General features: G+C 69.8%; 7 protein-coding genes. 4 read left to right on the forward strand and 3 right to left on the reverse strand.

The genetic code is table 11. The features are described from left to right. Nucleotides 1-245: 245 nt before the first annotated feature. Both GA0070612_RS24495 and GA0070612_RS24500 read left to right on the forward strand, forming a co-directional pair. The gene (locus GA0070612_RS24495) at nt 246-1,322 is read left to right on the forward strand and encodes a LacI family DNA-binding transcriptional regulator (RefSeq protein WP_088990058.1); all 1,077 of its coding nucleotides are present in this window, start codon (nt 246-248) and stop codon (nt 1,320-1,322) included. Between the two features lie 58 nt (nt 1,323-1,380). Continuing rightward, complete coding sequence (locus tag GA0070612_RS24500) at nt 1,381-1,986, forward strand: hypothetical protein (RefSeq protein ID WP_088990059.1); 606 nt, start codon at nt 1,381-1,383, stop codon at nt 1,984-1,986. A 146-nt stretch (nt 1,987-2,132) separates the two neighbouring features. On the opposite strand, the gene GA0070612_RS24505 is transcribed toward GA0070612_RS24500, so the two are convergent. Then, on the reverse strand, nt 2,133-3,488 hold the full coding sequence (locus GA0070612_RS24505) for an FAD-binding oxidoreductase (protein ID WP_088990060.1): 1,356 nt from the start codon (nt 3,486-3,488) through the stop codon (nt 2,133-2,135). Between the two features lie 47 nt (nt 3,489-3,535). Here GA0070612_RS24505 and pdxR point away from each other — a divergent pair, with 47 nt between their 5' ends. Continuing rightward, nucleotides 3,536-4,960, forward strand: coding sequence for a MocR-like pyridoxine biosynthesis transcription factor PdxR (gene pdxR, locus GA0070612_RS24510; protein ID WP_088990061.1), 1,425 nt, complete (start codon nt 3,536-3,538; stop codon nt 4,958-4,960). 93 nt (nt 4,961-5,053) lie between these two features. On the opposite strand, the gene GA0070612_RS24515 is transcribed toward pdxR, so the two are convergent. After that, nucleotides 5,054-5,671 carry a GNAT family N-acetyltransferase gene (locus GA0070612_RS24515; RefSeq protein WP_088990062.1) on the reverse strand — a complete coding sequence of 206 codons (618 nt, stop codon included), beginning with the start codon at nt 5,669-5,671 and terminating at the stop codon, nt 5,054-5,056. A gap of 243 nt (nt 5,672-5,914) precedes the next feature. Here GA0070612_RS24515 and GA0070612_RS24520 point away from each other — a divergent pair, with 243 nt between their 5' ends. Continuing rightward, complete coding sequence (locus GA0070612_RS24520; protein ID WP_088991734.1) at nt 5,915-9,373, forward strand: alpha-glucuronidase family glycosyl hydrolase; 3,459 nt, start codon at nt 5,915-5,917, stop codon at nt 9,371-9,373. 230 nt (nt 9,374-9,603) lie between these two features. Here the strand turns inward: GA0070612_RS24520 and GA0070612_RS24525 are convergent, their stop codons facing one another. Next, on the reverse strand, nt 9,604-12,600 hold the full coding sequence (locus tag GA0070612_RS24525; protein WP_088990063.1) for a glycoside hydrolase family 95 protein: 2,997 nt from the start codon (nt 12,598-12,600) through the stop codon (nt 9,604-9,606). Nucleotides 12,601-12,627 lie beyond the last annotated feature (27 nt).

Genomic DNA, 12,627 nt, shown 5'->3' on the forward strand with positions numbered 1-12,627 from the left:
CTCCTTCGTCGGCTACCCGGCCCGGCCAGGTAGGTCCACGCTCCGCTCAGGTGGGGTCGCCCGTGAGGCCGCCCGCCATGGGCCATCTGCGATGCATTCAGACAGCCGGCGTGCCGCGACGGCAACGGGTTGCCATGTATTGCCTCGCGCGAATGCGTTCGAGGGCCGGAATGTTGCCGGGGCATTGCCGAGTGCGCACCGTCGTCATAACATGATCACGGCGCGTAGCCGGGGGGAGCCCAGCAATGCCCGACCACACCAGGCCGCCCGACAAGAGAGCCACGATCTACGACGTCGCGGCCGAAGCCGACGTGTCACCCTCCACGGTGTCGCGTGCCTTCTCCCGGCCGAGTCGCGTCAACTCCGAGACCGCCGAGCGGGTCCGCCAGGTCGCCGAGCGGTTGGGCTATCGCACCAACCCGCTCGCCCGCGCCCTCACCACGTCCCGCACGCGCATGATCGCGCTCGTCATCGCCGACATCACCAACCCGGTCTACGCCGGGATCGTGCGCGGTGCGCAGGAGACGGCGATGCACGACGAATACACCACGGTGCTGATCGACGCCCAGGAGTCCGACCGGCTGGAGCGGGCGGCGATCGAACGCACGATGTCGACGGTCGACGGCATCGTGTTGGCCAGCAGCCGAATGTCGGACTCGGCGATCCGGATGTTCGCCAAGCAGCGGCCGGTGGTGGTCCTCAACCGCGCCGTCGCCGACGTGCCCTGCGTCGTGACGGACAATCCCCGAGGGGTCCGGCGGGCCGCCGAGCACCTCGGGGAACTGGGGCACGACCACATCACCTACGTCGCGGGGCCGCAGGCGTCCTGGCCGAACGGCATCCGCTGGCGGTCGTTGCTCGAAGCCGGCATGGAACTGGAGATCAAGGTACGCCAGATCGGCCCGTTCAGCCCGACCATCGAGGGCGGTGAGCGAGCCGCCGAGGAGCTGCGCGCCCGTCCCGCGACCGCTGTCCTCGCCTTCAACGACCAGATGGCGATCGGGCTCATCCGTGGCCTCACCCGAATGGGTGTCGACGTGCCGGGCGACGTCAGCATCGTGGGTTTCGACAACACCCTCGCCGCCGACATCGTCACACCAGGGCTGACCACTGTCGCAGCACCGTTCTACGCGGAGGGCTCGGCGGCGACCCGGCACCTCCTCACGATGATCGAGGGCGCTCCCGGGCACGCCGGCCGGCCGATGGTCCTGCCGGTACGCCTCGTGGTCCGCCACTCGACGGCCGCCCGTCGGAGCGCGGGTCGCGCCCGACAGTGGGTACGCCAACCGCCCGCACCCGACCCGGCGGCCCACCGCTCCTGAGCGGGTGGTTCGGTCTGCGGGGCAGCGGACGTCCGCCGGTCGATGACAGGATCGCTCGATGCGTGTTCTCTTCGACGGCAAGGTGCCGGTCCACTACGGGCAGATCTACGTGACCAGTTCTGACCCGCCAAACATGGAATGGGCGTTCGCCGGGCAGGCGAATGGCCTGTGCGGGGGCGGTCAGCCGGGCGCGCTGTTCCTGATGACCGGCACACACTCTGGGCGGGTCCGGCTCACTGTCGAGGTGCACGACGCCGAGCCGCCGGCGGCAGCGGGGGAATGGGAGGAGGTGGTGGAGGTGTCCTTCGTGCCGAGCGCCGCGGTCGTCGACCTGGTTCCGTGGGGAGAGGGGGCGCTCGCCCGGCTGCCGCTGACCTCCGAAGGGCAGGCCATCAGCGAGCTGCCGGTCTACCGTGCGCGGTACTGCGCCACGGGCATGGACGAGGGGCACGACCCGTTCGGCGGGCTCGATCCTGACGAGCTTGACGAGAGCGACCACACCTACATGGATCGACGGCCGGACCGCTACCTGCTGTGCCTGTGGCCGGAAGGCACAGCAGGCGACGCCGTGCCGCGCGCCGACGCGGTCCTGCGACAGACCAGCGACGGTGCCGCCTACTGGCACACCTGGGCGCGAGCGTTGGCACTCCCGCCGGCCCGATAGGAATCACGGCATCACCTGCCACGACTCTCCGCATCGTCGTGGCATCATGCTCGGCCACGGATCACCAGGGGCAGCTCCGTGCCGCGGCGCGCTCTCGGTGACCGAGTTCAGCGAGTAGAGCACCTGCTGGCACTCTCGGTGCCGGCTCAGGCGTGGGTGGGCCGGATGTTGTGGTTGAGATGGAAGACGTTCTGCCGATCCCAGACGTTCTTGAGGGCGGTCAGCCTGGCGAGCTTGGCGGCCGGGTAGGCGCGGCGTAACCCGCGTTGCCCCTCGTCGGCGGCGAGGGAATTGACATAGACGCCGTGGGCGTACGGGTCGAGCGCGACGCCGGCGCTGCGCGCCGCTGCCACCCGTTCGTCGTCTTCGGATGGCTCGGTCCAGCGGGAGCCGGCGCCGTACTCGAACGTGGTGCCGCGGTGGCTGAACGCGGCGTCGGCGTCCGCGACGTCGGCGATCGCGCCACCGTGTGCCTGCAGGCCGACGCCGGGCAGTTGGGTGCCGGCGTGGAGGTCTGCCGCGCCGCGCAGCAGGAACGCCTCGATCGCGGCGGTGGGGAACTGCCGCAGGTAGTGCGCGCTGGAGTACCGGCGGTAGGCGTGGCCACCGGTGGTGTCGTCACGTTGCTGAAGTTCGAGGTATGACGGGGTGGTGACCCGCTCGGCGACCGGGCGCCCGAGTGCGCGCATCGCCGGCAGCAACAGGTGACCCCGTGCGGGGTCGCCGACCCATACGAAGCCGACGGTGGCGATTGGGCCGCGGGGCGTGCTGTGGACATCGGCGGTGAAGGTGGCCTGCCGTGGCGCGACGGCGTTGAGGTCCCGCCAGCCTTCGAGCACTGGTACGGCGTCCTCGGCGCGGAAGTCGAACTCGGCGACCAGGGTCTGCGTTCCGGTGTGGTGCAGTTGGAATTCGAAGTCGGTGACGATGCCGAAGTTGCCGCCCCCGCCGCGCAGGCCCCAATAGAGGTCGGGGTTCTCGGTTCGGGTCGCGGTCACCACTTCCCCGTCGGCCGTGACCATCGTGTAGGAGACGACGTTGTCGCAGGCCAAACCGTGTTGGCGGGCGAGCCAGCCCATGCCGCCACCGAGGGTCAGGCCGCCGACCCCGGTGTGCGAGACGTTGCCCGCGGTCGTGGCGAGGCCGTATGGCTGTGACGCCCGGTCGAGTGCGCCCAGCAGCGCGCCGCCCTGGACCCTGGCTCGCCTCCGGATCGGGTCGACCCGAACGGCGTTCAACGCGGTCAGGTCGATCATCAGACCGTTCGGGGGGACAGCGAGGCCGGCCACGTTGTGCCCGCCGCAGCGCACCCCGATCTCCAGGTCGAGTTCCTGGGCCAGGCGTACCGCTGTCACGACGTCGGTGACGCTCGCGGCCCGCACGATCATTTGCGGGCGGCGGTCGATCATGGCATTCCAGACGGCGCGCGCGGCGTCGTAACCCGGGTCGTTCGGGGTGAGGAGGCGGCCGGCGAGGCGGAGGCTCGTCGCTGTCGTCGTCATAGGTCTGAGCCTGGCCGAAATCGGTACACCTTGTAAGGTCCGATTGCATGGGCCGCATCAGGACCAATTCAAGTACGGCCGAGGACCTGCTCATTGTTGTCGACAGGTCCGCAGCCGACCCGCTGCACCGACAGATCGCCGCCTCGATCCGGGGTGGCATCCGGGCTGGCCGGTTGCGTCTCGGGACGTCCCTGCCACCCACCCGCACCATCGCCGCCGACCTTGGAGTGTCACGCGGGGTCGTGGTCGAGGCGTACCAGCAACTCGTCGCCGAGGGCTACCTCACCAGTCAGGCGGGCGGCTACACCCGGGTTGCGGCCGGGCCGGTTCCGACGCCGGTGGATCGCCGCGCCGAGGATCGGCCGGCGGCCGGGATCGACTTCGGGTACGGCCGAACGGACGTGTCGTCGTTCCCCCGGGCCGCCTGGCTGCGTTCGGCGCGCGCGGTCCTCACCACCGCGCCCAACGAACACTTCGCCTACCTCGACGGGCGTGGCGTGCCCGAACTGCACGCAGCCCTGACCGACTATCTCAACCGTGTCCGCGGCACGTCGGCCCGCCCGGAGAACGTCGTGATCTGCAACGGCTACGGCCAGGGCATCGCGCTGCTGATCCAGGTACTCGCGGCGCGCGGCGCGCGGCGGTTGGCCGTCGAGGACCCGTCCCCGGACGACGACGCCCGCCTCGTCGCGGCCGCCGCCGGCCTGGACGTGATCGGCATCCCGGTCGGGCCCGACGGCATTCTCGTCGAGGCACTCGAACAGGCCGATGCGGACGCCGTCGTGCTGACGCCCTCGCACCAGTGGCCCACCGGAGGGGTTCTGTCGGCCTCCGCGCGGGCCCACGTGATCGACTGGGCCCAGCGTCGGGGCGCCGTGGTGATCGAGGACGACTACGACGCGGAGTACCGCTACGACCGTTCGCCCATCGGCGCCATGCAGGGGCTGGCCCCTGACACCGTCGTGTACTGCGGCACAGCGAGCAAGACCCTGGCGCCAGGGCTGCGCCTGGGCTGGCTGCTGGCGCCGGCACACCTGGTCGACGACATCGCGGCGGCCAAGGTACTGGCCGACCGCGGCTCTCCCGTCATCGACCAACTGACCTTCGCCGACTTCCTCACCCGCGGCGAGGTCGACCGACATCTTCGACGCATGCGCCCGGTCTACCGTCGCCGCCGCGACGCGCTCCTGGCCGCACTGCGCACCCGCCTGCCCGACCTGAAACCGGTCGGTGTCGCGGCGGGCCAACACGTCGTGACCTGGCTTCCACGCGACCTCGACGAGGCCGCTGTCGTGGCCGCGGCCGCCCGGCACGGACTGGCCGTGCAGGGCGTCTCCCGGTACCGACTGAGCCCCGCCGAACCTGGCGGGTTGATCTTTGGTTACGCCAACCTCTCCGAACGCGCCATCACAGAGGGAGTGGACGTCCTTGCCGACGCGGTCGCAGAGGTCCGTGCGCACATCTGCCGCTGAGCCGGTGGGGCTCACGTCGGTCGTCACGGGCCGTACGCCGCTCCGCGAGCCACTGATCGCAGTCGAGCCACAGGTGAGGGCTGGCCAGTCGGCTCAGTACGCGTCGCGACGTGCCTCCCACATCTCACGGGTCATCTCGTACTCCACCTCGCCGGATTCCGTGCCTGGTATCGGGTCGTCCCAGGAAGGAAAGTACGTGCGCACATATCGCATGCCGACGGCCTTCATCACGCCCTGAGAACCGACGTTCACCGTCATGGTCTGCGCGATCACCCGGCTCTGCCCGACCGTGTCGAAGGCATGCCGTAGCAGGGCCTCGGATGCCTCGCTGGCCAGACCTCTCCGCCAGCAGTGGCGGGCAAGCCGGTAGCCCAACTCCGCGACGGTGGGATCGTCAGGCTGGTCGGGGCCGTGTGCCGGCGGAAGCATCATGAGCCCGATGAAGTCGCCCTCGTCCTCGTGCTCCGGGGCCACCGTGCCGCGCGCACCGCCATCGGACCCGAACGCCATCCAGTAACCCAGGCCGTCCACCGTGGTGGACAGTGCCAACCTCCGCGCGTGAGACGCGGCCACCTCGTCCCTGGTTCGCGCCCGCCCGGTGAGGTAGCGAAGCACCTCCGGGTCGGAGTCGAGCTCGACCTCCAGTTCGACGTGCCGATCGGCGAGGGGAACCATCAGCAGACGGGCGGTACGCAGAGTCGGTTGAATCACGCGGCGACCGTTTCACGGGAGAAGCCGGCGACGCTACTCGATTCGAACGTGGCGGCCCTGGCTCCCCGAGGTGTCGCTCGGTCGACCCGATCGCCCCGAGGCTGCGGGCCGCGACAAGAAACGACAACTCGTTGCCGAGGCGCTGTCGCACCGCACAGCATCGACATGTAGCAATCTGTCGACGTCGTCGTGCTCGCACGCCGGGCCGCACGGCATCCCGAGTGGACGAACGAGGAGATGGCGATGATCCGAGGCTCGACGCCCAGGCTACGGCGAACCCTCATCGTGCTGGGAACGGTGCTCGCCACGGTCGCGGCCACCCTGACGGTCGCCACGACACCCGTTGCCGCGGCCCCGTCACCCGACGACTACAGCGGCTCCGACCTGTGGCTGCGGTACGTGCCGGTCAGCGACCCGAAGCTGCTGCGCGACTACCGCCGCACGGTCACCGGGATCGTGGTCGAGAACGCCGACGCCACGAAGGTCCACCGGCACACGCCGGACCTCGCCATGGCCCCCGGGTCCGCCGAGAAGTTGGCCGAGACCACGCTCGGCGCGGCCCGGGACGAGTTGGTACGCGGGCTGGGTGGGCTGCTCGGCCAACCCACTCCCGTGACGACTGTCGACGGTCACCGCGTACCGGACGGTGCGGTGGTCGTCGGCACGCCGACGAGTTCGCCGTTGGTGAGCCGTTCCGTCCCGACGCGGGACCTGGCCACGGTCGGCGACGAGGGTTATCTCGTCCGTTCGGTGACGAGCGGGAAGGCGAGGTTCACCGTCATCGCCGGCAACACCGACCTCGGCGCGCTGTACGGCACGTACGCCTTCCTGCGGCTGCTGCAGACGCAGAAGCCCATCGACCATCTCCGCGTCGCCGAGTCACCGAAGATCAAACATCGGCTGCTGAACAACTGGGAGACCGAGCGCCTCTACGCCGGCAACAACGCCTCCGGGCTGGGCGGACTGAACGGGGAGAGCGGGGCGATCTTCAACTTCGCGGCGACCGGGGCCAGCGCCGGCCGGAACCTGCCCGTCATCCTGGACCGCTACGTCGTCATGGCCCGCGCGTTGGCGTCGCTGGGCATCAACGGGATCACCATCAACAACGTCAACGCCGACAACGCGTACCTGACCAGTGCCCGGATCGCGCAGGAGGCGGCCCTCGCCGACGCGCTGCGTCCGTACGGCGTCAAGCTGGGCCTGTCGATCCGCTACACCGCGCCCACCGACAGCCGCTTCGCGCCGGACACGCTCACCAACAGTCAACTGGACCCCTACGGCACCGACTTCCGGGGCTGGTGGAACCGACGGGCCCGGCAGATCCAGGCCGCCATCCCGGACTTCATGGGCCTCACCGTCAAGGCCAACTCGGAGGGCCAGCCGGGGCCGCAGGATTTCGGGTACGACCACGGTGACGGCGCCAACGCCATCGCCGCCGCGGTGGCGCCGCTCGGGATGACGGTGCACTGGCGGACGTTCGTCTACAACGCCGAGGTCGACAACGACCGACTCAAGCGGGCCTACCTGGAGTTCGGGCCGATCGACGACGAGGTCCAGCCGGACGGCAGCCGGGGGCGCTTCGCCGACAACGTGTTCCTCCAGACCAAGAACGGGCCGCTGGACTTCCAGGCCCGGGAGCCGATCCACCCGATGTTCGGCCGGATGGAGAACACCAACCAGGCCCTGGAACTCCAGATCACGCAGGAGTACACGGGCCAGAACTGGATGCTGGCCTACCTCGGTCCGATGTACGAGGAGATCCTCAAGACCGACACGTACGCCACCGACGCCAACGGGAAGCTGCTGCGCGAGCGCCTGGTCGGCGACATCGTCGACGGGACCGCCCAGCATCACTCGGACACCGCCATCGTCGGGGTCGCCAACCTCGGCAACGCCGACAACCTGACCGGCCACCACTTCTCCCAGGCGAACCTCTTCGCCTTCGGCCGGCAGGCGTGGGACTGGACGCTCGACTCGGCGGACATCGCCACGGACTGGGTCCGGATGACCTGGAGCAACGACCGGCGGGTCATCGACACCATCCGGGCGATGATGATGGGTTCCTGGGAGTCGCTGGTCAGCTACCAGACGCCGCTGGGCATCGGCCACCAGTTCGCCGAGGGCGCCCACTACCGCCCCGACCCCGCCGACTGGGCGGGCCGCGACGACTGGAGCCCGATCTACTACAACAAGGCCGACAGCGTCGGGCTGGGCTTCGACCGCTCCCCCACCGGCAGCAACCTGGCCGCCCAGTACTTCCCCCGGTTGCAGCAACGCTACGGCAACATCGACTCGGTCCCGGAGAACCTGCTCATGTGGTTCCACCACGTGCCCTGGGGTCACCGGATGGACAGCGGCCGGACGTTCTGGGACGAGCTGGTCTACCGCTACCAGATGGGTGTGCAGTACGTGACCTGGATGCGGGAGACCTGGGAGACGCTCCAGCCCGACATCGACGCACGCCGGTTCGCGGAGGTACGCGCCAAGCTGGCCGTCCACGAGGCGGACGCCGCCGACTGGCGGGACACGTCGGTGAACTACTGGAAGGAGTTCAGCGGACGGGACATCCCGGTGGACGACGCGCCGCTGTCCGCGACGATCGTGGTGGGTGGAAAGGAGTTCGGCGGCTTCAACCTGTCGGACAACGCGTACACCATCCCGGTGCCGGCCGGGGCGTCGCCGACCATCACGAAGGTGCGGACCGCCGACCGGAAGGCCCGCTACGAGATCGTCTCGCAGGCGACCGGCGTACCCGGTCAGGCGGTCGTCAAGGTCACCACCAAGGGCTTCTTCGGGCCGCTGGTGAAGAACTACGTCTTCAACCTGGTGCCCGACACGACGCTCGCGAGCCTGCGCGTCGACGACGAGCCCCTGGCGTCCTTCTCCCCGACGGTGCGGCACTACAACGTCCTCACGCCGGCCGGCACGACGACCGTGCCGACCGTCGCGGCGGATGCCGCCGACCCCGCCGCCTCGGTCGCGGTCGCGCAGGCTGACAGCGCCACCGGGCAGGCCCGGGTGACCGTCACCAACGGCGGCGCGTCGTCGGTCTACGTGGTGGACCTGAACACCACCCTCACCGGCAGCGACGAGTTCGACTCGGCCTCGCTCGGCCCGCAGTGGCAGTGGGTCCGACCGGACGACAGCCGGTGGCGTCTGGCCGACGGGTCGCTGGTCATCACCGCCCAGCAGGGTGACCTGCAGGGCACCGCCAACACCGCGCGGAACCTGGCGCTCCAGGACGTCGACGGAGACTGGACGGCCGACTCCCGGATCGTCTTCTCCCGGCCACTCGCCGCCAACAACGAGCAGGGCGGTGTCCTCGCGTACGCGAACGACGACAACTACGTCAAGCTCGCCTGGGAGATGGCCAACGCCAACGCACCGGTCCACAAGGCCCGGATCGTCTTCCTGCGCGAACAGAACGGGGTCACATCCACGGTGGAGATCACCGGGGCGGACGCCCAGCGCATCGTCGGGGCCGACGGGGCCATCTGGCTGCGGCTGGCCAAGACCGGGGACCGGTACCGGGCCTACTACTCCACCGACGGAGGCGTCTACCGCTACATCGGCTCCCAGACGCTGAACGCCGAGCCGACGAAGGCCGGGGTGCTGGCCTTCAACCGGGCCGGCGCCTCCACCGACCTCGACGTCGCCGTCGACCACTTCCGGATCGAGAGCCACGGGGAGCGCATCAGCTAGACGAACAGGCCGAGTAAGCCCACAGGGTGCGCTTCGGCTGGCCCGGCACGTCGATGTGCTGGTGAGCGGTATACCTCAGAGTCATATTCATACCTCTGAGGTATACCGCTCAACACCGAATCCGACCCGAGGAAGGTGACCGACGGTCACCGCCGAACGCCGAACGCGACCGGGCCCGTCCCCAGGTGGGACGGGCCCGGTCGTGCTCCCCCAAGCAGGAATCGTTGCCGTCATCCCCCGATCGCGATGGCGAAGATGTGCATGGTCGGCACGTTGGCCGCCGGACGGGCGCTGATGTTCGGCAACACGACCGAGGCCACCGCCTTGCTCTGCAACGCCACACCCACGTAGTAGATGCAGGCGGCGGTGTTCTGACGGCCGTTGTTGGGACGGTTCTGGTACGCGGACACGACGGCGGCGGTTCCCCCGGAGTGGGGCCCTCCGTACCAGTCGGGCGAGCTCAGCGTGAACGTCTGACGGGTGCCGTCGCCGTACACGACGGTGCCGGTCCCGGACACCGCACCGTAGGTGCCGGTCAGCAGGAAGCCGAGCGTGCTGCCGGTGCCGCTGATGCCGATGCTCTGGCCGGAGGCGACGGCGTTGTCGGCGGTGCCGGGGCTCACGTTGGGCCAGCGGAAGCTCACCCCGTTGCGGCTGATCGTGGCGCCCGGGCTGGCGCCGGCCGAGGCCAGTGCCTGCGCGGACAGGCTTGCCCCGCCGCCGTCGAAGTTGCCGACGTTGGTGTTGTTGTCGTTGGTGATGCCGGCGTTGGTGAAGCTCTGCTCCAGCGTCGGGGTGGCGACGCCCGTGCTGGTGACCCGGTAGGTGCGCCCGGCCTGGACGGTGACCTCGACCAGGTCGGACTCGATCCGGGTGACCCGGGGCGCCGAACCGTCGGCGGTGTCGACAACGGTGACGGTGCCGGTGAGGATCCGGGCGCGCAGGCGGACCGTGCCGGCGCGGTCCGGGCGGACGAGCACCTCGGTGGCCTGACCGTTGCTCCAGGTGATGCTGACCGTGTGCCCGCCGCGACCGCGCAGGCCGGTCACCTTCCCGGCCGGCCAGGCCGGCGGCAGCGCGGGCAGGATGTGCAACTCGCCGGCGTGGCTCTGCAGCAGCATCTCGGCGATGCCCGCAGTGGCGCCGAAGTTGCCGTCGATCTGGAAGGGCGGGTGCAGGTCGAACATGTTCGGCGCGAGCCGGGCGGTGGTGGCGAGGTAGCGGATGAGGTCATGGGCCCGCTTGCCCTCCTCCATCCGTGCCCAGAAGTTGATTTTCCAGGCCAGCGACCAGCCGGTCCCGTCGTCGCCGCGCAGCGCCAGGGTCCGGCGGGCCGCCTCGAACAGCTGCGGGGTGCCGCGCTTGGTGATCTGGTTGCTGGGAGCCAACCCGTACAGGTGGGAGATGTGCCGGTGGTTGGGCTCGGTCTCCACCCAGTCGTAGAGCCACTCCATGATGTTGCCGCGCGAGCCGACCTTCATCGGAGGGAGCCGGTCGCGGGTGGCCCGGACCTGCGCCCGGAAGGTGCTGTCCACGTTGAGGACCTCGCTCGCACGGGCGACGCCGTCGAAGAGGTCCCGCAGGATCTGGTTGTCCATGGTGGGGCCGGCGCACACGCTGGCGTTCGCGTGGTGGCTGAGTTCCGGCGAGTTCGACGGGTTGGTCACCAGGTAGCCGAGGGTCGGCTCGGTCACCAGGGTGTCCAGGAAGAACTGCGCGGCGCCCTTCATGGCCGGATAGTTCGTCCGCAGGAACTCGATGTCGCCGTTGAACAGGTAGTGGTCCCAGATCAACACCGACAGCCACGCGCCGCCGGTCTGCCACATCCCCCAGAACGCGCCGTCCACCACGGCCGTGGCCCGCCACGCGTCGGTGTTGTGGTGGGTGACCCAGCCACCCGCGTTGTACTGCACCTGGGCGGTACGCGCACCGGCGACCGAGAGCTCCCGGACCATGTCGAACACCGGGTTGTGACACTCGGCCAGATTCGTCGTGTTGGCCGGCCAGTAGTTCATCGGCAGGTTCGCGTTGATCGTGTACTTCGAGTCCCACGACGGGGTCAGCGAGTCGTTCCAGATGCCCTGCAGGTTGGCCGGCTGCGTGCCGGGGCGCGAGGACGAGATCAGCAGGTACCGGCCGAACTGGAACAACAGCGCGGAGAACTGCGGGTCGTTGACGCTGTTGTGCTGGGCGATGCGCACGTCGGTCGTCTGGTTCGCGGCCGAGGTGCGGCCCAGGTCCAGCGTGACCCGGTTGAAGAGCGCCTGGTAGTCGGCCACGTGCCTGCTGCGCAGCGTGTCGAAGCTGTTGGCCCGGGCGGCACTGAGGCGCTGCCGGGCGATGCCTCCGTAGTCGCCGCCGACGTTGCGGTAGTTGACGTAGCTGGTGCCAATGGAGATCAGCAGGACCACGCTCGTGGCGTTGGTGACCCGTAGGGTGCCGCCGGAGCTGGACACGCTGCCGCCGGTGACGGTGGCGTTGGCCAGGGCGAGGAAGCGGACCTGACCGTTGACGCCCTCCTGGTTCCCGGAGACGCCGTCCAGGCCGATCGTGGCGCCGTCCGGGCTGGACACCGACGTGCGCTGCGGGCTGTCGAAGGTGGCGGTGAAGCTGATCGAGTTGTTCCGGTCGGCGGTGAGTCGCATTGCGATGACCTGGTCCGGCGCGCTGGCGAACACCTCCCGCTGGTGACGGACGCCGTTGAGCACGTACGACGTCGTGACGGTGGCGGTGGTGAGGTCCAACGTGCGGTCGTACTGCGACGCCCCGCTGGCCGACCCGAAGGCGAGCCGCAGGTTGCCGACGGTCTGGTAGGCCAACTGCCCGCCGGGGTTGCCCATCATGGTCTGGTTGATCAGATCCTGGGCCTGGGTCCACTGGTTGGCGTTGACCAGGCGGCGGATCTCCCCCAGCGCTCCCGCGCCCCGGGGGTTGCTGGGGTCGTGCGGGCCGCCGGCCCAGACGGTGTCCTCGTTGAGTTGGAGCCGTTCCGTGTCGACGTTGCCGAAGACCATGGCGCCGAGCCGGCCGTTGCCGATCGGCAGCGCCCGGAGCCAGTCGGTGCCGGCTCCCTCGTCGTACCAGAGGGCGAGGTCCCCGGCGGCCAGCACCTGCGGCGGCGCCACCGCGTCCGCGCGGGCCGCGGCGGTCCAGGGCAGCGGCAGGAGAGCGCCGCCCGCACCGGCCGCGCCGATCTTGATGGCCTGCCGTCGAGTCAGGTCGGACATCGATCCTCCAAACGGTGACCGATCCGG

Origin of the sequence: Micromonospora chokoriensis (assembly GCF_900091505.1) — a bacterium.
Lineage (GTDB): Bacteria > Actinomycetota > Actinomycetes > Mycobacteriales > Micromonosporaceae > Micromonospora > Micromonospora chokoriensis.

Bases quoted from the DNA above. Each gene is read 5' to 3' on its own strand.
- GA0070612_RS24495 (WP_088990058.1), top strand. From the start codon at position 246: ATGCCCGACCACACCAGGCCGCCCGACAAGAGAGCCACGATCTACGAC.
- GA0070612_RS24500 (WP_088990059.1), top strand. From the start codon at position 1,381: ATGCGTGTTCTCTTCGACGGCAAGGTGCCGGTCCACTACGGGCAGATC.
- GA0070612_RS24505 (WP_088990060.1), bottom strand. From the start codon at position 3,488: ATGACGACGACAGCGACGAGCCTCCGCCTCGCCGGCCGCCTCCTCACC.
- pdxR (WP_088990061.1), top strand. From the start codon at position 3,536: ATGGGCCGCATCAGGACCAATTCAAGTACGGCCGAGGACCTGCTCATT.
- GA0070612_RS24520 (WP_088991734.1), top strand. From the start codon at position 5,915: ATGATCCGAGGCTCGACGCCCAGGCTACGGCGAACCCTCATCGTGCTG.
- GA0070612_RS24525 (WP_088990063.1), bottom strand. From the start codon at position 12,600: ATGTCCGACCTGACTCGACGGCAGGCCATCAAGATCGGCGCGGCCGGT.